The sequence below is a fragment of the Pedobacter kyonggii genome (genome assembly GCF_004310665.1).
Classification (GTDB): Bacteria; Bacteroidota; Bacteroidia; order Sphingobacteriales; family Sphingobacteriaceae; genus Pedobacter; species Pedobacter kyonggii.
This window is the reverse complement of record NZ_SIXF01000004.1, coordinates 251,285-272,724: the sequence shown is the minus strand read 5'-3', so window position 1 is coordinate 272,724 and position 21,440 is coordinate 251,285. Positions and strand designations below refer to the sequence as shown.

The window sequence follows — 21,440 nt, the reverse complement described above, 5'->3', positions numbered from 1 at the left end:
TATCCTAATATTTTTGTCACACTGAGGGGAGTCGATTGCTTTTAATATATCTAAAAACGGGTCTTCGACTCCGCTCTCCATAGGAGTCCTTTGGACAGACTGACATACTAATAATTTATAATAAAATTAAACAGGCTCATAGAATACAGTATGTTTTGCGCAGATTTTTTATGCATTGGATGTATTAAACAGGCTTTACAGCTACGAGCTGCATTTCTTTTTCCTTTCCGCGGAGCTTAATTGCACCTAACATTTGCGTGGTATAATGGTCTGTTAACTGGAGCTCTTCAATTAGCGCTATCGAAACCAGCATCTCCTGGTTAAACTCCTTACACATATTCTGGATTCTTGAAGTGGTATTGAGTACATCTCCAGAGTAGGTAATATCGCGTTTTATAATCCCAACTTCGCCTGCTATAATCTTTCCGCAATGAATACCTGCTTTAAAAGCAGGCAGTAAACCATACTTTCCAATGTACTTATCCCTCAGAAGTAACAGATGCGTTTTGATATCAAAAAAACAATTGATGCATTTATTGTTCCTTAATCCTTCATCATATCGCCAGGCAATTACCACTTCGTCGCCCACATATTGGTATATTTCTCCCCTATTTTCTAGAATAGGATTTGTAATATCGATAAAGATATCTTTTAATAATTCGTGGTATTTTTTATCTCCGAGGCTTTCGGCAATGGAGGTTGATGAATTTAAGTCAAGAAACATAAAGATCCGTGATTCTTCTTTAGGTGTATTGTATTTTCCCCTAATAATATCCCAGAAAATCCCTTGTCCAAACTTACTGTTTATCTGCAGTAACAACTGCGTTATCGAAACCACGATGGCCCACACCAATCCGTTTTTCAAAAATCTTTTCGAATCGCCCAGCTCATAGAGGCTCAGTATCTCGTTTACAATTAAAATAACGCCTAAAAACGATCCGGCTACAATTAAAAGGGTATAACCATAAGGCTTATCGTTATATTTTACATTTACAAAGAATACGAGCAAACTTCCGCCTAACAGTGCCCCAAAAAGGCCAATAACTGCATTTAATATGATTGAAGAAATTAATGTATAACCAGGCACTGGTCCTAAAGAATTCCGGGTATGCAGTACAAGATCTTCAAAAACAGCGATTACAACCCCAGTCAACATCCATGCAAGGATAATGATTAATAATTGCTGGAGTTTCTGCTGTGTTTGCCGATTAATTTTTACTGACATCTTGATTCTTATTCAAAACTACTGATTCAATATACCTTAACTTTTCACTAAAATAATGAATATAATCTCATATGTATTGTGTTTAACATCGAATAAATAAGTTTAAGATAGTCTCAGTTTTCATTCAGATTCTCGACAGCTAAAAACTGTTCGCTGCCGCACAACCACTGTTCGGAAATGAACATGCCTCAACGAGCAATAAGCAAAAACAACTATTACAGAGCAATTAAGGTAACATTTACTTTTTGGCACCAGCTTAGTTAACCATGAAACTGAATAATATTGTTACAAGCTGGTTTTAACTAGCGCAACACCATAAGCTTATTATTTTAACATTTAAATAAAAACACGATGAAAACTTCAATTAAAACGCTAGTCATTATTACATCCGCAGTAATAACCCTAACGGCTGCTCTTCCAAACAACTTGAGGGCTACAGAAAAAAACGCGAAGATACTTTACAAGATCCCAAACTTTAGAAAAATTGTGATAAAGGGAAATGTAGAAGTGATGTTGGTACAGCGGCCCGCTAATGGAATATCTTACGCAGATGACAACATTGGAAGCGCAAAAATTACCCAGCAGGGTGAAGTGCTACGCATTACCGGCCTCAATAAAGAAAAGTGTAAACTTGTTATTTATGTAAACGATATCTACCGCATTGAGGCTGATCAAAATGCTGTAGTAAAAACAGAAGCAAAGCTCAGCACTAAATTTCTCCAGATCATTCTTAAGGGGAATGCCTTTGCCGATATCGACACCAGTAGCGAAGGTTTATATACTGAAATTCTCGACAATAGTACATTAAAACTCAAAGGCAATACCAATCACCATACGCTGGTGATAGGCAAAGCACCAAATTTAACCATCGACCGTTTTGCTGCCATCCAAACAGATGTTAGCCAGGCGGGAGCCACCGAGGAAGAAATTGCCGCCCTTGTCCCATCCTCAGTTCAATAAATGATAACGGCTTTAAAAGTAAATCATCCTGACCAATAATTTTGCTTATTACACAAACAACCAATAGAGACAGTTATTTTTTCTATTTTGCATTCAAAACAAAGTTTACCTCTAGACTAAATAACATCATTAGCAAATGAAACTCTCTGAAAACTTACAAAAGCTATTGCCATATGGTTACCTGTTCCTTGTGGTGATGGGTATACTAAAAGAAAGCATTTTTTACTATCAGATTGGTATAAACATTTTAAAATATACCACAATTATGGATGTCTTGATCAGTCCGGTGGCAACACTAACATCTCATCCGTCGGTATTAATCGTTACTACAGGTTTTATTATCCTCGCTTATGCTTACCCGACCTACCTGGCAAAGCGAAAGGATAAAAAGTGGGCACAAAATCTTTCTGGCCTAAAAAATCCTGAAACACTTAGTGAAGAGGAAGTAGGAAATCATTTTTCGAAACTTTTCACTATTGTTTTTGCCATTGGGCTACTATCACTGTTTTTGGGAATTGGACTTGGCCAAGGGAAAAACTTATCAAAACACATCAGCAATAACGAGCTCACATACGACCGCAAACTGAATTATTCGAACGGCGAATCTGAAGAAATTTATTTGATCGGCACAAATAGCATTTATTATTTCTACCTCTCTAAAGAAAACAGATCAATTAAGATCGCCCCAATTGGTGCTATAAAAAATTTAGAAATTCCACTAAAAGCTTCGATTAGCGCTAAATAGTAGTCTAGTTTCTGAATAAAATGTTCAGGTATTTTATGTTAGGTTGCGAGGGATCGTCATTCCCAACCCGATTGGGGATCGTAATGCAGGCGCTTTAAGATTCCCGCCTGCGCGAGAATGACGATCATTCTATTGAAGTCTGTCAATGATAGAGATAATCAATCTCAAGAAGTCTTCGACTACGCTCTCCATAGGAGTCATTTGGACAGACTGACGACTGCGGTGCTTATTTAACTCTGCTCAATTTCCTTCAGGCTATTCATTTTTTTATAAGCTAAGAATCCTTTTATATCTTCAAAGTGTTCACGAACACGCTTATTGCCAAATTCGAATACTTTTTGTACCAATCCATCTAAGAAATCGCGATCATGCGATACCAAAATCAAAGTGCCATCAAAATCTTTCAACGCGTCTTTAATAATATCTTTGGTTTTCATATCCAAATGGTTGGTTGGCTCATCCAGGATCAATACATTTACAGGCTCTAACAACAGTTTGATCATGGCTAAACGGGTTTTTTCGCCGCCAGAAAGTACCTTAACCTTTTTTGTGGTATCATCGCCACTGAACATAAAGGCACCTAAAAGATCTTTAATTTTTATTGAGCCGTCGCTTAACGGAATTTGATCAATGGTTTCGAATACCGTTAGGTTTTCATCAAGTAATGCAGCCTGATTTTGCGCAAAATAGCCAATCTTAGCATTGTGCCCTACTTTTAAACCGCCTTCAAAATCAATCTCACCCATAATGGCTTTAATCATAGTCGATTTACCTTCGCCGTTTTTACCAACAAAAGCTACTTTTTCGCCTCGTTCAATCACCATGGATGCTTTTTCAAAAACAACATGATCGCCGTAAGTTTTGGTAAGCTCTTCTACCATTACCGGGTATTGACCAGAACGTGGTGATGGAGGAAATTTCAATCGTAATGCTGATGTATCCACTTCATCAATTTCGATTACTTCGAGTTTTTCGAGCATTTTTACACGCGATTGCACCTGTAAGGTTTTAGAATAGGTTCCTCTAAAGCGATCGATAAATTCCTGGTTATCGGCAATAAAACGTTGTTGTTCTTCGTAAGCTTTCAATTGGTGTACACGGCGCTCGGCACGCAATTGGAGATAATGGGTGTATTTGGCTTTATAATCGTATATCCTACCCATCGTTACCTCAATAGTACGATTGGTAATGTTATCTACAAAGGTACGGTCGTGCGAGATTACCATCACCGCCTTTGCCGAATTGATCAGGAAATCTTCCAACCATTGAATACTTTCGATATCCATGTGGTTGGTAGGCTCATCCAGTAAGATGAGATCAGGTTTCTTTAATAAAATTTTGGCCAACTCGATACGCATACGCCATCCGCCCGAAAACTCAGAAGTTTGGCGGGTAAAGTCTTTACGCTCAAAACCCAAACCTTTTAATACTTTTTCTACCTCTGCATCGTAATTGGTTTCTTCAATCGAATAAAATTTCTCACTTAGCTCCGATACACGTTCAATAAGCTTCATATAATCGTCACTTTCGTAATCGGTACGAATAGTAAGTTGCTCATTCAGCTCGTCAAGCTCTTTTTGCATCTGGTTTACCTCTGCAAAAGCTTTCATGGTTTCTTCAAAAACAGTAACATTATCATGAGCGAGCAAATGTTGCGGCAAATACGCAATCACAGCTTCTTTCGGACCTGTTACACTACCAGAAGTAGGTTTAGCTACATCGGCAATGATTTTAAGTATGGTCGACTTGCCTGCACCATTTTTACCCATTAAGGCGATTTTATCGTTCTCGTTTATCGAAAAGGTTACATCGCTAAAAAGGGTGGTTCCGCCAAATGAAACGGAGATGTTATTTACATTAATCACGATTGGGAATATTAAATTAGCGGCAAAGATAAAGGAAAGCAGTTAAATTTTAGCTAGAAGATGAGACATAAAAGAAGGATCTCCTGAACAATTATCCAAGAGATCCTTTTTACATTATTAGGCCGCAGCGTAGCGGCAAATAAGTTTACTATTTCAGCTCAACCTCGGCCAATACCGGAAAATGATCTGAAGGAAATTTACCAAAATAGGTATCAGTTAAAATACCCCACCTGGTTGCTGTAAATTGTTTGCTCATAAAAACATGATCAATTACAGTTTGCCCACGTGGTGTACGGAAGCCATTTGAAGATGAGTTATTGGCATACGGAAACTTAACTTTTGAATGCGTATCTGATAAAACACCTGAAGTTGCGATTCTTTGATACCATTCGCTGTCTCTTCCTCCATTTAAATCGCCAGTTAACAATGCTGGTGCAGTGCCAGCAATTTCAGCAATCTTTTTTAATATCAGTTTACTGCTCTCTTTGCGGGCAATAACCCCTTGGTGATCGTAATGCACATTAAAGGTGTAAAACTTCTTTTTGGTTTTCACATCTTCGAGGAACACCCATGAGCAAATTCTATTGCAACAAGTAGCGTCCCATCCTTTCCCTGGTTGATCAGGAGTTTCAGATAACCAAAAGTCACCACTTTTAAGCAGCTTAAAACGGTCTTTACGATAAAAAATAGCAGAATGCTCCCCACCATCCTTGCCATCGTCTCGTCCCTTGCCATATCGGGCATATTCTGGCAAGGCATTAGAAATATCATCTAACTGATTTTTTAAACCTTCCTGAATTCCAAGCACATCGAAACTGTGAAAGCGGATTAGGTTAGAAACAATAGGTGCTCTGTTTACCCATAAATTACCTGAATCGGCAGGATTATCGTAACGGATATTAAAGGTACCAATGGTAATTTGTTGTGCCTTTACCATCAATGTGGTAAAGGATAACAAGGTTGCAGCTAATATTAATTTTATTTTCATCTTTATTTATTTATAAAATCAATCATTATTCCCAGCCTGGGTTTTGTTTCAGGTTGGGGTTTCGTTGAAGATCGCTTAAAGGAATTGGATAATAATAATTTCGCTCATTCCATTTCCGCGGAATTTCTTTCATCCAGATAAGTTCGCCATTACTGCCATTCTTTAACAATTGCGAATTGGTAGCACCACCAATAGTTGCAGAAACATCAACATAAGTTACTCCAGCCACACCAGGTGTTGGGCGTGTGCCCTGATAAAATGCAACGTCCAGAATGCCATCCTCATTTAAATCCATAGGGGTATTTAAAGCTGGCACGTAGAAACCTTTCCATTCTTGCTCCATTAAGGGGCCTCTTTTCCACCTCAGTAAATCAGCATAACGTAATCCTTCCAGGCTTAGCTCAATACCACGCTCTCTCCTGATTTCCAATAAGGTGGCATCAGTAATCCCAGGAAAATAATTGGTAGTTAAATAAGGGTCGGCAATGGTTGGCTTGACACTTAAACCTCCGCTAATTCCCGCTCTCGATCGTAACGCACCGATAGTTAAAGCCCATTCCGCATCCGTTAGCGTACCTAACTCAGCTTTTGCTTCAGCATAATTTAGCAATACTTCTGCATAACGAAATAATGGAATTGCATTGGTGTTTAGTGCACCCGCATCAAAATAAGTATCATCAAGTGTATATTTGATCGGCTGGTAACCCGTAAAGGTATAAGAGAATACCGGTGGCGCAGGTACCTGCTGTCCACTACTTATTCTTTTATAATCGCCTGAGCGGATGGTCTGCTTCAATCTTAAATCACGGTTTTTTACCTCATCCTTAAAAAGCATAGTACTGTATGCCGGATCATTGGTATACGGCGTACCATCCAGTTTCAGAAAGGTATTAATAAAGGTTCGGGTAAAACTTGCTTTTGCACCGTAGGTACCACTAGTCCACCACCAATTCGCCTCATTTAATACGCCAAGGTTAACATCTGCAACAGCGGCTTGGAGCACTTCGTTTATCAATGGTGTATTGCTCGTAAATACCTGGCGATAAGATGCCCCTGCACCTCCTGCCGTATTGAGTGAATAACCACCCTTTTTGATAATCTCATCGGCAGCTGAGGCAGCATCTTCCAGCCATTTGTTTGCAGTTGCACCCAAACTTAACTCGGTATGATATTTCCTATACGTACCCTCAAAAAGACAGATCCGCGATTTGTAAGCATAGGCTACCCATTTAGTGATCGTGGTGCGACTGGCATCATTGGTAGCGAGAATGTTTGCACAGGCAAAATTGATATCGGCCAGTACCGAATCCATCACCAGCTCTCTTTTATTTCTACCTGCATTTAATGCCGGATCATCAATATCTAAGGGCTTGTTAATCCAGGGTACATCGCCAAAACGCTTTACCTTTTCCATATAAAAATAAGCACGGAAATAACGTGCTATTCCTAAATAGTTGTTGCGAACTGTTGGCGATACGGCAGGGTCGTTACAGTTTTCTATAAAATAATTAATGTTCCTTAAATCTCTCCAGGTCCAGCCAGAGCTATTATTGGCGGCAAAACCACCCTGCCGGATAAAATCGGGTACAGATTTAACCGCAAGATAATCGGACATGGCATCCTGGCTGGTAGAATTTTTGGGAAGAAAATCCATACCATAAAAGGAATTGGTATATAATTTAAGTCCGTTCTCTGTACCGAATACCGCTTTTTTAGTTGCTGTGGATTCTGGTTGCTGATCTAACTTTTTGCAAGCCGCCAAAGCCAGGCAGGCCAAAAGAATCCAGGTATATTGTTTTTTCATCATTTCTATTATTTAGTAATCGATAGCCTAAAAACCAATGTTTAATCCAAAAGAGTAAGACTTCATTAAAGGATAATTGTAGCCATCACCATTTTTACTGTTTGGATTCAGGTCCTGATCCGAAGGCACTGCGTTTTCTACATCGATGGTATGTTTTACAATTTTGTACATCGGCGAATAGGTAAATAGGTTTTCGCCTGAGAAAAACACCTTTACACTGCGTGCACCGATCTTATTTATCCATTTAGTTGGCAGGTTATATCCCACCTGAAGATTTTTCATCCTGAGGTAAGCCACATTCTGTAGGTACTTTGTTTGCGCCACGCCAAGTGTGCGATTGGTATTGCTCGATGCAGCCCTCGACATTGTTCTTGGGAAATAGGCATCAGTGTGCTGTGGTGTCCACATATTACCCAAATGAAAAGTGGGTATGTTGTTATATGGTCTGTTATACTGTCCCCAGAACATTTCTGTTTCTGTGCTTGGATACCATTGTTGTTTGCCTACGCCCTGAAAGAACACAGAGAATGAGATATTGTACCAATCTGCGCCCAGATTAATCCCATAAAGGTATCGCGGCGCCGAGTTACCGATGATCTTCCGATCACCTGATTTGCCCACTTTATTCTCACCTACATTGATAAAACCATCTCCATTCAGGTCTTTAAGTTTGATATCTCCAGCGAACCATTTACCCGTTGGAGATGCTCTCATCTGTGGATCCTGTTTGGCGTGAGCTGCTATATCGGCATCATCAATAAAAAAACCTTCGGTTTCATAGCCCCAAATTTCTCCCAAAGTCTGTCCTTCGTAGTAATCGCTCAGTAACTTATCTGGATTGTTGTATTTATCGATCTTAGTCTTGTTATCAGAAAGGGTTAGCCTCACATTATATCTAAAAGGTTTGTCTGATCTCCCAATTCGGTCATTCCAGCCTAATGAAACTTCCCAGCCCCTAGTTGTTAAATCTGCGTAATTACCCTTAGGAACATCAGCCCCAAATACCGCAGGTGGAGTAAGGCCAAAAGTAAACATGTCGGTAGTTTTCCGGATATAAGCGTCACCAGTGAAAGTTAAACGTCCTGAAAGCATGGTGAGATCTAAACCAAAGTTCGTTGTTGTAGAAGTTTCCCAGGTTAAGCCATCTGGCAATACAGCCGGAATTCTGGTTGTTTGTGGTTTAACACCATTCAGAATGACATTAGATTGGCTGATGTTGAAGATTTCCTGAAATGCGTAGGAAGCAATATTACCATTTCCAAGAGATCCATAAGAAGCTCTTAATTTTAAATCGGAAATAAACTTATCGGATACTTTCCAGAAAGGCTCTTTATTGATCCTCCATCCTGCTGAAACTGATGGAAAAAATCCATAACGCTGATTTGAAGGGAATTTCGAGGATCCATCATAGCGTGCATTTACCTCTACAAGGTAGCGATCTTTAAAAGCGTAGTTTAACCTGGAGAAACCACCAAGAATTGCCCATTGTTCGTATCCTCCCTCCGTACTGATTGACTGCCCCAAAGCCAGGTTAAGATCTGTGGCATCTTCAAAAATAATCCCATTACGCTGAATGGCAACTCGGTTATAAGTAGATTGCTCATAGTTGTAACCTGCCATTACTTTTAAATAATGATCAGCCCCGAAACGGTTCTCGAACTCAGCATAAACATTAGTGGCAAGGTAATTGGTTTCACGCTTATCGAACAACAGATCGTTAGTGGTTGTCCCCACATAGGCAGTTACCCCGCGTGTATTGCTGTATGGAACCTGTACCCTTTTCTGTTCGATATCATTGTTTGTATTGCGAAAGGTAAAATCGGCATTTATCCTCAATTTATTATTTAAGAAATTACTCCTTATTCCCGTAATATTCCTAAAAACCTGGCGTCGGGTATCAATCCCATTCTTCCCATAGATAAAATCACCTACGGTATATGCAGATGCAAACGTTAATGATCCATCAGGATTAAATAAAGGCATTGTTGGTTTTCCTTCATCGGCAATGTTCCGCCAGATACCACCACCTTCACCCACATTAATTGGATTGTGGTAATTCATTACTGAGTAATCGGCATTGTTTTCGATGCTCAGCCAGGGAAAAACCTGAACAGAACCTCTTGCCCGGATATTTTTCATGTCGTAATCATCGCTATTGTATCTAAACAACCCACCTTGATTTAAGAAACGGCCTGAAACCAGAAACGAAGCTTTATCGCCACCGCCGCTTACCGACAAATTATTTTCAAAGGCAGCAGTATTTCTTTTATACAGCTCGGCATAATAATCGGTGCTACCGTAATAAATGTATTCTCCGGTAGTTGGATTAACCTCGATCTGATTGTAAGGCTGACCAGATTCTGCTCTTTTCTTAAATTCGTCAAGATATGCCTGCGAGAATTTCTGGGTTTTGTTCGCATTTTGAGGAAAAGCACCATCACCATTTACAAAAGCTTCGGCAAACATTTTTGCCCAGGTGTAACCATCAGTTACATAATCGGGAACCTGCAATGGACTTTTTATAGCATAGTTGGAAGAATATGAAACATTAGTGCGCCCTTTTTCAGCTTTTTTAGTCGTGATCAGCACAACCCCAAAAACACCCCTTGCACCATAAATGGCCGCAGAAGCAGCGTCCTTTAAGATAGATACACTTTCAACGTCGTTAGGATTAAGCAAACTCGGATCTCCCTCAAAACCATCGATAAGGATCAGTGCATTACCACCTTGGCCAATAGAAGTTGTACCTCTGATATTGTAGCTTGGTGACTGTGTGGGCTTACCGTCCATCATTTTCAGATTTAGATTGGGAAGAAGTCCCTGAAGCCCCTGTGTAAGGTTGGTAATCGGCCTGTTCTCAATGCTCTTAGCCGTAATCTGATCAACCGCACCCGTTGCATTTTCTCTCTTTTGTGTGCCATAGCCCACAACAAGTACCTCGTTTAAACTTCCAGTCTCTCCTTTAAGGGTTACATTCAGCGCTGTTGTTTCGTTGCTTTTTACCACAACTTTGTTCAGGGTTACTGCAGTATAGGAAATGAAACTTACCTGGATATTGTAAGTTCCATCAGGAACGTTTATACTAAAGCTACCATCGGGTTTGCTCTGCACAACTTTGTTTAATTCTTTAATCAGTATGCTTGCGCCTGGAAGCGGGTCGCCCTTTTCATCAACGACCCTACCGCTGATGCTTCCTGTGCCTTGCTTTTTTATGGAATGGACTGCATTATCCCAATAAATCGCCGCATTCGCAGGTATTGAGATTACACCGGATAATAGACTTGCCAATGACGCGCATAGCAAAAACTTCCGCTTAAGCAGTAAAGGTTTTTTCATGTTAATTAAAAATTAGTAATCGGCCCTAAACCGTTTTAGTTTATATTCTTGGTCCCTTAGAATGCAGGCAAAGCTACTCGCTCCATGTAAACACTATATTAACTTACTTTAATTTTTAAAGCCTAAACGAATTAGCTGAGGACGGAAAAATTGAGTTATAACAATTTCTAAAAAAATTGCGAGATACTCCTTTATACCAAAAGTAGGTTAAAGTTGAGCCTACAAATAGCGTAGAATAAAAGGATAAATAGTAAATCAATCGATAATACCATTTTTTGAGATGATGTTCCCAGAAATTTCTTCACCGTTCAATTCCATCAAAGTGGTTTCGATCGTCAGGCACATTGCATTTAGGGCGAGGTCGTTCGATGCCGCGCCGAAAGGCTGCTCGATCTCGTTTACAATGGCCTCAAAAGCTACAAAAGTATAAGCAATAAAAACTACGATAACGGGATAAGCCATTGGAGGCTATCAACCCAGCCCGAAGGGCAACAAAAAACAGTACAAATAGACAGTACAGCGCAACAACACCCGATAGCTATAAGGAATGGGTGTGGAAATAATACGTTCACACCCACCAACAATCTCTGCCGGTTTATTAAGTTTTCATCGAATCTCATCTACTGTATAGTATCAATGCGGCCGGTCTAAATCAAAATCGCTATTCCCTATCGATAATATGCATCAGCTAATCGTTGATGGTTTGGAAATTCCCAAAAGCATCTTTGCACATTTCTCACTCTTTAAATTTTGAATATTGTCCTCTTTCCATTTTTATATTTAATCGTTTGTAAAATTCAACAGGATTAAATGCTATTCGCTTATATTCTGTTTGTACAGTTGTTTTCGCTTGATTTAGTTTATCCTGGTTTTCCCAAACGGCAATTGTTATAATGACCAAATTGCCTTCATTGTCTTTTTGTTCGAAAACCTGATCACTTATAAAGCCTGGCAAAGTTTTTATAAACACCCTGTTATAATTCATTCTCTCTACAAACTCTTCAACTGATGCTTTGGGAACTGAAAACTTATCTATGAAGTGGATCTCATCACCATTTTCTTTTTTATTGGATAAATTTGCGAGGTCGATGGGTAAAACACCCAGCTGTTGTAAAAAGCCTAATCGGTCTGTTTGTATCTGACTTCCAGTTATTTTGCCATTTTTAAATTCATAGGTTACTATTCCGTCAACAGAAACAGCTCTATTGGTTGGCGGAATATTCTGAAATTGATTTTTATGAGTTCCACTAAATTTCTGTTTTACTACTACTTTATTCCCATCAGCAATTATCTCATTTACTTCCCATTGAGCATCTGGAAATGCTTTTGTTAACTCAAATATTGTTTCTTGAAAACCAGCGGCGCCCTTGGCTCCAAACTGGTTTATATAATCCGGTGAAATTAGCTCTGATAACTTCTCATACCGTTTTTTTAAAAATACCGTATCGTAGAGGAAATAAATGAGCTCCTTTTGTTTAGTGTTATCCATCTTGTTTGATTTTTCTAATGACCTGTTAGTAACTTGGGAAAAGCTATTTTGCTTGCACATTATTACTGTGCATAATGCGAAGGTTATTCTGAGTATTGAAGTCATCGGTTATATTTTTATACTTCAAATTTCAGAACAACTCAAGCCAAATCATTGTAAAAAATCATTGAATTACCAAAAGTTAGGCGATTTATAGAACGCTGATGGCGTTTGCCCCGTAAACAGTTTAAAGTCTTTATTAAAATGAGGTTGGTCGTAATATCCTGCGTTAAAAGCTATGCCTGCCAGGCTTTCTGCTTGTTGTTTCTGCCTCACAATTGCCTCCATCCTTATAATAGAGGAGAATTGTTTTGGCGATGTACCTACTATTTTTCTAAACCTCTTTTCAAAAGCGTCATTGCTGATATAAAGCGTGTCTGCTAATTCTTTTATTCTGATTGCACCTTTTGTTGAATGAATTATTTCTACCGCTGCTGAGATTAATCTGTCAGGTGTATGGCTATCTAATCTCGATAATAAAAACTGCTCAATGATGGCAATCCTTTGAATATTGTTTTGAGCTTCGGCTAATTGTTCTTCAATAATTTCAATTGTATTTCTCTTAATGAAAGCATCAAGAGAAATACTTTCTTCAAAGAGTTCATAGAGCGGTTCGTTAAAAAATGCTTTAGCCCCTGTCTCTTTAAACTGAACAACTATGGTAGCAGAATCTTGTAAATAATGGATGAGTCTTACCGATTTTCTTAAACCAGAAATAGTTGAAGCAGGCAAAAGTTCTTCTCTATCGCCTGATACGTAACTGACCTGTCCCTTGTAACGAAAAGCAACAACAAACGAGCTGCCCGGTAAAATTCTATTCGTCATTTCCACTTCACTTTCAACAATTCTGTATGCTTTAATGAAATGTCTTAGTAATTCGGTCGGTATGTACTCTTCGATTCTCATTTTTTCTGTTGGTACTGATAAAAATACAGCTTCTATTTATTCTGTTCAAATTTTCTCGGATATTTATCCCTCCAATAACCTGGCAGGATACCAAGATTGACTTCAATTTTTCTTCCTGTTGCAGGAATTCCCATGGCATCTAACCCGGTAATGCAGAATTCGCAGCATCCGCAAGCACTAAAAAGCCATGCCCCCCACAACATCACCTTCCTTCATATTCTTTTACACCATGCCCTAAGGCTGCTACGACTCCGATGGCCTCATGCCCGGGAATAAGCGGCATCTTAGCCTTTAAGGAGCCAGTCGCCGCTACAGGCATGGAGATCGGTATGGCAAATCCCGCAGGCAAGCACTTTCACCAATATCTGATATTCTTTGACCTTAACCTGCTCAATTTGCAGGGCTGTTCCGAAACTGTGGCTCACGGCTCTCATTGTTTTAGGAATCATTTTAAATATATTTATCTAGAGATTTTTAACAGACAACGGCCTTATGGCCCTGGGGAAATACGAGCAACGGAAGTTCGGTAAGCCTGGCCATTTTTTGGCTATGGCTACCCTTTAACACCCCGTCGAGAAAATCATGCGGACGATGAATCATGGCCAAACAGTCCACATGTCCGTATCCGCTGAGCCATTCCAGTCCTTCCTCTACCTCCTTGTTATATACATTTTTATAATAGATCTTATCGTAATTGATATCGGTCTTAAGCTGGGCGATAAAGTCATTGATCTTTCCTGTTTTTTCGGGGCCTGACCCATTCTTGATGACATGGACGATAAGCAGCTCTGCATTGAATGCCGCCGCCAGCCCCACAAGGGACTGAATGGCCTCGAAGTCTGTTGTGCTCAAATCGGTTGCGAACGCGATCTTGGTAAGGGGGCTGAATTTTATATTTTTGGGTATGAGCATCAGGGGTAGCTGCGCAGCATCTATCATGTCTCTGGTACTGCTGCCTAGAAAAAACCTCCGCATATCCCCTGCACCGGAAAGCCCCATCACTGCCAGATTAACCCTGGCGGTCAGAACTGCTTCGCGGACAAGATCCGAGAGGTCACCCACCTCTGCTTTTACAGAAACTTTGGGAAACCCTTTACCGGGAAGACTGTTGGCATCTACGATCAGATTAGCAAAGTCTTTCAGCGCTCTTTTGCTCTGGCTAATGACCGAATCATAGTCCATTGGCCATACCATTCCACCTGGGATGGGCTGCGAGAGTGGAACGGTAACGGCATTGCAAAGTACCAGGTTAGCCTTAACCCTTTTTGCAAGTTCAAATGCATAGCGTGATGCATTTTCAGCAGATTCCGAAAAATCGGTCAAAGCAAGTATTGTTTTCATGGTCTGGATATTTATCAATTTTTAGCTGCTGGGCAACTGCCCGGCCATGCAATATGCGCCCAAGTTCAGAATTTGTCCTTTTTCCGGCGATGATATTTATCATACCTGAATATGTTTTTGATCAGTGGAGCAGATTCAAAACCGATATATCTTGATGATAGGAGTTCCCAGCAGACTAAACCTGGGCTTTATTTTTATTACTTAGATGCCCTACTTCTCCATTTGACAAGTTCAAACCATACAACAGAAACAAACCCTAAGACAATGCTAATCAAGAGTCTGGATAAACTAAGAGACTGAAATCCGAAAAACGATGCCAAGGGCGGTAAGTAAATCAACGCACCTGAAATAGCAATGGTAATGGCTATAATAATGGGTACAAGGTTATTCTTATACCGTATGGTAGTAAAAAGCGAGTAGAAAAACGAGCGGTTGACCAGCGTGAGCGATATATTTGCGGATATCAGGCAGCTGAACACCATGGTGCGGGTGATGGATTCATCAGCACTGTCATTTATCGCATACTGATATGCCGCAAGGGTTCCCGCAGTAATGAATAACCCCTGAATGATGCTTATGGATAGTTCTTTCCAGTCAAAGAAGGTAGAAGTCAGGGGTCTGGGTTTTTGCAGCATTGTATTTTTCTCGATCGGCTCATTCTCATAGATTATAGAACAGGTGGGGCCCATAATGAGCTCTAAAAAGATGATATGAACAGGCGAGAAAATATTGGGATAAATCCAGCCCATTGCCAACGGTATAAACACGGTTAATATAATGGGAATATGAATGGATATAATATACTGTATAGCCTTTTTTAGATTTGCATAAATGCGCCTGCCCATCGCCACCGCATCCACCATCTTGGATAAATCGTCCTCGAGCAATATCAATGAGGCCGCCTGCTTGGCAATTTCAGTTCCTTTTTTACCCATGGCGATACCAATATGTGCAGCTTTCAATGCAGGTCCGTCATTCACCCCGTCCCCGGTCATGGCTACTATTTCTTTATTGGCTTTAATGGCATTGATGATTTTTAGCTTGGCCTCAGGAAACATTCGGGTAAAAATATTTACGGATTTAACTTTTTCACCAAGCTGTGCTAAGGAGAGCGACATCAGCTCATCGCCGCCTATACAATCTTCAGCACCCCTGAAACCAATTTGCTTTGCAATGGCGCCTGTGGTTTGTGCATTATCGCCTGTGATAATCTTAACAGAAATACCCGCAGCGTAAAAGGCATCCAGTACAGCGCTGATGTTTTTCTTTGGCGGATCATAGAAAGCAAGGAGACCTTTAAATGAAAATTCATATTCCTGCTGGTTTTTTGGAAAATTATTCCCTTCAAAGCTCGCCTCTCCTACCGCCAAAACGCGGTAACCTTCTTTAGCTAAAGAAAAAATCGCTTCATTGACGTTCTGTTTTTGGATCCCGCTGAGGTGACTTACCACTATAAGCGCTTCCGGAGCCCCTTTAGCTGAGATAATCCGCTGCCCATAGGAGTTTTCAAACAGGTGGGTCATCATCGGGGGTTTCCCTCCCAGCGGATACTCATGAATCAAATGGAATTCTGCGCGCTCATCTTTTGCTGAATTTTTCAGATAGGCATCATGTAGGGCGACTTCCATCGGATCGAAAGGTATGGGTTCACTGGCCCACATGCCCAGGGTTAAGATTTCCTGGCTGGCCGAATCGAATAGATGATCTTCTACATCACAGATTTGATTGGTCTGCAGGGCATATATTTTTGTCAGGCTCATCCTGTTCTCGGTCAGGGTTCCGGTTTTATCGGTACAAATAATTGAGGCACTGCCAAGGGTCTCAACGGTTTTCATTTGCTTGACGATGATCCCCATGTTCATCATACGCCAGGCACCCAATGCCATAAAGGTTGTAAATGCCACCGGAATTTCTTCCGGCAAAATGCTCATTGCCAGTGTCAGGGCTTTGATCAGGCTGTCCAAAATATGCGGAAAGCGGAGGTAGTTTATTAACCACACGGCGAGGAATATAATCCCACCAACCATTACCATTTTTTTAACAAAACTGTTTATCTGCAGCTCAAGTGGTGTTTTTTCTTCTTTTATAGACTCCAGGCTTTTCCCGATCCTGCCCAGTTGGGTTTTATTTCCGATAGCCTGTACCGTGGCAATAGCAAGGCCGCTTGCAACGGTGGTTCCGTGAAAGATTAAATTCTCGTCTGAAGAGCTGTCTTTATAAACAGCCAGAGATTCACCGGTGAGTACGCTTTCATTAACAGAGAAATCATTAGCATGAACAATCACTGCGTCAGCCGTTATTGATTTCCCTTCTTCAACCATCAGGTAATCCCCGATAACGAGATCCGCTGAGCTTATCTCCTTCACCTCCCCGTTTCTAATCACACTGCATTTGGGCTGCGAAAAATCCTGTAATTTTTTCAGGGCGTTTCGGCTCCGCGAATCCTGAAAGAGTGAGATGGTTGCAACAATTACTACTGCAAGGAAAAGAAAAATACCATCACCAGGTTTTCCGGTGAGAAAATAAATCAGGGAAGCGGCCAACAACAAGATAACCATTGGCTCCTTTATGATTCTTTTCAGGGCATCCAGGAAGGCGTTTTCCTTTTTATAGGACAAGACATTTGTGCCGTACTTTTCCCGGGAGGCTTTTACCTGAATATCGCTCAAACCGCTAAGCCCAAAAGTATTGATCTTCATTATCAGTGAATTATTTTTGCAACGTTTTATAACACTATTTTAGTTCAATCAAAAAAAATCCATGATCGATTTTACCCACTGCTCTTCAGATATTAAAGAAGCGGAAGAAGAAATATTAACCTAAAAGCAGAATAAGCATGATGAGATTGAAAAGAAGGGCATTCAGGGGATATTCACCAAACCTTGACACATTTTTTTTGTATTTTTTTATTTATTAATACCCCATTATATTTTTCCAATAATCTGATGTAGCGCGCTATCCAGTATCTGACTTCCGCATCTTCTGCGATTGACGAAACGGATATATCTAATTCGGGCTCAATAGATTGAACCGAGAACCCGTAAATTTCCTCTAAAGCCATAACAGAGTTTACTCCAATGGTATTTTCAATCTTTACAATGGTCAAAGCATCAAGATTTTCTTCCTTGAACCATTGATATACCGTTGGACGCGATACTTTTAATTTACGCGCCAGTTTTGATATTCCAAAACCACTCCGGCGTACACTCCGTTCCAGCAGAGCCCCGTAATTTTTGATCATCATTTTTACTGATTTTGATTTAGCTGCCTTAGCCCATAACAAAAGGTATGTCATTTCAAATTTATCACTTGAGTAAAAAAGAAAATATGACCTAAGTCATTATAATAGATGATTTTGATACAAAGAGCTTTACCCAGCAGTTATAAGCTCCGCAAAACCGGAGATTATCTCAGCAGGCTATTTTTCAGATACATTTTAAATCGGCAATTTGCTTCAGATTTAACAAAATTAGCTAAGCGCATTTGCAGACTTGAATAACCTAAGCGAAAAAAAGATTCTCAACAGGCCTGAGGTAATAAATAAAAGGGCCATCCAGGAGACAATGTTGATCATGCCCATAAGCGGATTATCAAGGATTAAAAAAGAAAAAATGAGGATAACCAGGCCAGGTATTAGAAAGATAATCCAATGCCGACCTGAATATGCTGCAGTACCTAACGACCTTCCTATTTCCATAAAACCCCTTAACAGTAACCAAATTCCAATCAAAACAGGTAAAAGGATCATGGTGAGCATAGGGAAATAAAACAGGTAAGCTGCTAATGCTATATCTATGATTGCCCCGCTCAATAGCCATAACCAACCTGAAATCCTTCTGCGAAATGTAAATGCCAGATATAAATGAAAAAAACCGGATAAACATAAGCCCGTGGCCAAGATTAGGCTTAATGAGAAGTATGCCTCTGATGGGCTTATGAGTACATAAATCCCTATAAGTATCATCATTATTCCTGAAATCAACATCATCGGAAGAATTGGCCTTATACCCTTTATTGAATGTTCCTTTTTCATAATTTATAGATTTTAAGCCCCTGGTATCGAAGAAATATGCATAACGAAGCTGGAGTATATACTTTAAGTCTTCCAAAAATTGAATACTGAAAAAATCCAGAATGGCGGTCACAATATTTACAGCGCAAATAACCCTTTGACAGGTCATGATGAATTACCGAGGTTTTCGAAAAATCTTGAACCGTATACAAAATTACAGCATCTGCCCGGAACAGTTATGATTCCAATCAACCTGCGGGATGATACTGGTCAGCATTTGCAGCATTATTTTTAGCCATATTTATTTTATAAACAGGAAAATCATGAACACCAAGAAAAAAACATCTGCAAAGATGATCCTAATGCTTACAGAATTCAGCAACAGGGATAAAAACGCTACAGATGCAGCGCTAAAACTCGCTGCAAAACTTGGGCTGAACCTGATGCTTTTGCACGCTTACCCCTTAACAGGTAATGAGCACTCAAATGCCCAGATAGAGAATACTAAATACCTATCCGAGATTGACAGGCATTTTGAAAATGAGAAGAAAAGGCTGCTGGAGCTATTAAAAATAAATCACGAGAGCAGTTTTCAGCCCATCATCAAAAGCTGTTCGGGTGAGGGCAGTTTATCTGACAACGTCTGCGTAATACTTGAAAAAGAAGATATCGTTATGATCGTTATGGGGGGACGTCCGGCAAGGAACAATGACTACCTGTTTTGCACAGAAATCGACGAGATACTCTATAAAACACATCGTCCGGTGCTCATTATTCCGGAAAAGATAGGCCTGGAGATTTAATTTTTGGGGTAATAAGAAATTTAAGTCATTCTTTTAACAGCGAAGTCCCGGAAGAATCTGCTGTCCACCCAGAACATAAAGATTCCAAACTAATGCTTCCCGCTGCGATTTGCAGGGATTTGAGAACTGTTGGCAACAGTTGTGCCTACAGCTCCTGCTTCAGCCTTTAAGCAATGGGAAGATGCCAGAATCCGGTTTTCTTTAACGGGAATGGCCTAAACTTTTTATCAAGCAGTTCAATCTTATCATAAAACAGGCCCATTTTGTTTATGCTTGTTTCTTTTCTGGGGCTGTTATCTATTTCTGTCAGAGGCAGATATCAGGGGGAAGCCCGTTCATCCGCTTCCGCTATTTTTTGATTTCTGCAAGCTGAACCTTTGAAGGAAACATCATTTGTTCCAGCGCAGCATCTCTTTTATAGATGTCAGGGTAAGACCTGAACATGCCATCATCGATCTCGCAGGTAAAATAGGTAATCTTTATAGGTACGGGATGAGTTAAAGTGAAATTTCTTCTTTGCATTTTTTCAAGTGATTCATTCATTTTCGGTACCCTGTTTACCGCTCCATCATATTCCAGAAGTAACTTGGCCAGGCGGTCTGCATTTTCCACCCGGACACAGCCGTGGCTGAAAGATCTTGACTCTTTTTTGAAAAGTTTTTGTTCCGGTGTATCATGCAGGTAAATATCAAAACGGTTCGGAAATCTAAAGACAATTTTTCCCAGTGCATTATCACATCCCGGTGACTGCCTTGCAAGGTAAAGACCGGGCTGTGCAGATATTTCCTGCAGTTTATTCCGGGTAATGACTATATAATTACCTTTTAAATCGTAAATCCCATAGTGGTTATTCTTCAAATAATTGGAGTCCTTTAACGCTTTAGGCAACAGTTCTTTTGCAAAAATCTTTTGGGGAACTTTCCATTCAGGTGCCGTGGTCATGTAATTAACCTGGCTTTCAAGCTCCGGTGTCGGGGTAGAAGGTTTTCCTACTACGGTCTTGAAAAGTATGATGCTATCCCCACGCAGAAGTTTAAGTGAATAAGACGGGATATTAATATGGATATAATACTCCTCACCGGAATTTATCCAGCGCATCCTTTCCATGTTGATCGCCATTTTCCTGGCATCGCCTTCGGGAAATTCGTAGCAATCGTCGATGTACTGTCCTTTTACCAGATGCAGATAATCCTGCAGGAGCCTGTACATCTGCATTTTTGGTTGTGCCGAGACTACCGCTTCCATGAAGTCCCTTGCATGAAGGGCACCAGTTAAATGCGCCACTGGATCAAAGCCGCTCTGCTTGCCCTCTTCCAGAACCTCAGAGATATAGACAGGATTAAACTTACCATAGTGCAGGTGGTTAACCAGGGTAATGAGCGCATCGGTTAAATAAACATCAAAATTACTCTTCTCCTGTGGATTGGACTGTGCCTGCACCAGTGGCTTTAAAAGATTATAGGTCAGTTTACCGGGATGAAAATCATCTCTGTTCAATCCAAACTGAAGTACACAGTCCATTAAAAGCATCGATTTATAAATCTCCGACTTCACCGTGTCCGGTTTCACCCAGATCATGGAGAATCTTTGATTTTTGTAGAACCGCTCAACCAGTTTGGGATAGTTCAGCCGGGGCGATATTTGAGAAATCGCAATTTTGATATACGTGGAATCAGCCAGGGCTATTTTATGTTTTGAGTGATTAGTATCCCTTTCCGATGGCGCGCATGCAGGCACTGAAGCCGAAAAGCCGCATAAAAGTGTACAGGAGATAATTGTTCTCCTTAACAGGTTTTTCAGGAAATAAAAGTTCTGAGTTTTCATAATGAACTGTCTTATGTGGTAAAACTCCCAAGAATCTGCATTATAAATAATGATCTGGATCATTACGTGTGCTGATTATCAACACTATAATACAAAATCGATC

Annotated in this window: 17 protein-coding genes and 1 pseudogene; 3 read left to right on the top strand and 15 right to left on the bottom strand. The window is 40.2% G+C overall.

From position 1 onward, the window contains the following. Positions 1-184 precede the first annotated feature (184 nt). The gene (locus tag EYS08_RS06855; protein ID WP_208745804.1) at positions 185-1,225 is read right to left on the bottom strand and encodes an adenylate/guanylate cyclase domain-containing protein; all 1,041 of its coding nucleotides are present in this window, start codon (positions 1,223-1,225) and stop codon (positions 185-187) included. A gap of 351 nt (positions 1,226-1,576) precedes the next feature. On the opposite strand from EYS08_RS06855, the gene EYS08_RS06850 reads away from it, so the two are divergent. Together EYS08_RS06850 and EYS08_RS06845 are read left to right on the top strand one after the other, a co-directional pair. Beyond that, positions 1,577-2,185, top strand: coding sequence for a GIN domain-containing protein (locus tag EYS08_RS06850; protein ID WP_131029306.1), 609 nt, complete (start codon positions 1,577-1,579; stop codon positions 2,183-2,185). A 136-nt stretch (positions 2,186-2,321) separates the two neighbouring features. Further along, positions 2,322-2,930 (top strand): hypothetical protein, encoded by a 609-nt coding sequence (locus EYS08_RS06845; protein WP_131029305.1) that lies wholly within the window; start codon positions 2,322-2,324, stop codon positions 2,928-2,930. Positions 2,931-3,160: 230 nt separating this feature from the next. On the opposite strand, the gene abc-f is transcribed toward EYS08_RS06845, so the two are convergent. The 13 genes and pseudogenes from abc-f to EYS08_RS26630 form a co-directional block, all read right to left on the bottom strand. Continuing rightward, positions 3,161-4,795, bottom strand: coding sequence for a ribosomal protection-like ABC-F family protein (abc-f, locus tag EYS08_RS06840; RefSeq protein ID WP_131029304.1), 1,635 nt, complete (start codon positions 4,793-4,795; stop codon positions 3,161-3,163). A 148-nt stretch (positions 4,796-4,943) separates the two neighbouring features. After that, the gene (locus tag EYS08_RS06835; RefSeq protein WP_131029303.1) at positions 4,944-5,783 is read right to left on the bottom strand and encodes an endonuclease/exonuclease/phosphatase family protein; all 840 of its coding nucleotides are present in this window, start codon (positions 5,781-5,783) and stop codon (positions 4,944-4,946) included. 25 nt (positions 5,784-5,808) lie between these two features. Continuing rightward, positions 5,809-7,590 carry a RagB/SusD family nutrient uptake outer membrane protein gene (locus EYS08_RS06830; RefSeq protein ID WP_244215876.1) on the bottom strand — a complete coding sequence of 594 codons (1,782 nt, stop codon included), beginning with the start codon at positions 7,588-7,590 and terminating at the stop codon, positions 5,809-5,811. Positions 7,591-7,614: 24 nt separating this feature from the next. Then, positions 7,615-10,923, bottom strand: a complete 3,309-nt coding sequence (locus tag EYS08_RS06825) for a SusC/RagA family TonB-linked outer membrane protein (protein WP_131029302.1) — start codon at positions 10,921-10,923, stop codon at positions 7,615-7,617. A 255-nt stretch (positions 10,924-11,178) separates the two neighbouring features. After that, positions 11,179-11,514: pseudogene (locus tag EYS08_RS26025) on the bottom strand (hypothetical protein); the annotation flags it as partial. Positions 11,515-11,659: 145 nt separating this feature from the next. Then, positions 11,660-12,412: an ester cyclase gene (locus EYS08_RS06815; RefSeq protein WP_165456396.1), complete on the bottom strand. Its 753-nt coding sequence runs from the start codon at positions 12,410-12,412 to the stop codon at positions 11,660-11,662. Positions 12,413-12,583: 171 nt separating this feature from the next. After that, on the bottom strand, positions 12,584-13,357 hold the full coding sequence (locus EYS08_RS06810) for a helix-turn-helix domain-containing protein (RefSeq protein ID WP_131029300.1): 774 nt from the start codon (positions 13,355-13,357) through the stop codon (positions 12,584-12,586). Positions 13,358-13,559: 202 nt separating this feature from the next. Then, positions 13,560-13,640: an alcohol dehydrogenase catalytic domain-containing protein gene (locus EYS08_RS26450; RefSeq protein ID WP_262711719.1), complete on the bottom strand. Its 81-nt coding sequence runs from the start codon at positions 13,638-13,640 to the stop codon at positions 13,560-13,562. Position 13,641: 1 nt separating this feature from the next. Further along, positions 13,642-13,782 (bottom strand): alcohol dehydrogenase catalytic domain-containing protein, encoded by a 141-nt coding sequence (locus EYS08_RS26445; RefSeq protein ID WP_262711716.1) that lies wholly within the window; start codon positions 13,780-13,782, stop codon positions 13,642-13,644. 49 nt (positions 13,783-13,831) lie between these two features. Beyond that, positions 13,832-14,698: a universal stress protein gene (locus EYS08_RS06800; protein ID WP_131029299.1), complete on the bottom strand. Its 867-nt coding sequence runs from the start codon at positions 14,696-14,698 to the stop codon at positions 13,832-13,834. 197 nt (positions 14,699-14,895) lie between these two features. Continuing rightward, the gene (locus tag EYS08_RS06795; protein ID WP_131029298.1) at positions 14,896-17,397 is read right to left on the bottom strand and encodes a cation-translocating P-type ATPase; all 2,502 of its coding nucleotides are present in this window, start codon (positions 17,395-17,397) and stop codon (positions 14,896-14,898) included. A gap of 173 nt (positions 17,398-17,570) precedes the next feature. Beyond that, complete coding sequence (locus tag EYS08_RS06790) at positions 17,571-17,942, bottom strand: helix-turn-helix domain-containing protein (RefSeq protein ID WP_131029297.1); 372 nt, start codon at positions 17,940-17,942, stop codon at positions 17,571-17,573. A 225-nt stretch (positions 17,943-18,167) separates the two neighbouring features. After that, positions 18,168-18,665: an HdeD family acid-resistance protein gene (locus EYS08_RS26630; RefSeq protein ID WP_394343108.1), complete on the bottom strand. Its 498-nt coding sequence runs from the start codon at positions 18,663-18,665 to the stop codon at positions 18,168-18,170. 368 nt (positions 18,666-19,033) lie between these two features. Between EYS08_RS26630 and EYS08_RS06780 the strand changes: the two genes are divergently transcribed. After that, on the top strand, positions 19,034-19,513 hold the full coding sequence (locus tag EYS08_RS06780) for a universal stress protein (protein ID WP_165456395.1): 480 nt from the start codon (positions 19,034-19,036) through the stop codon (positions 19,511-19,513). 348 nt (positions 19,514-19,861) lie between these two features. Here the strand turns inward: EYS08_RS06780 and EYS08_RS06775 are convergent, their stop codons facing one another. Beyond that, the gene (locus EYS08_RS06775) at positions 19,862-21,337 is read right to left on the bottom strand and encodes a L,D-transpeptidase scaffold domain-containing protein (RefSeq protein ID WP_165456394.1); all 1,476 of its coding nucleotides are present in this window, start codon (positions 21,335-21,337) and stop codon (positions 19,862-19,864) included. Between the last annotated feature and the right edge of the window lie 103 nt (positions 21,338-21,440).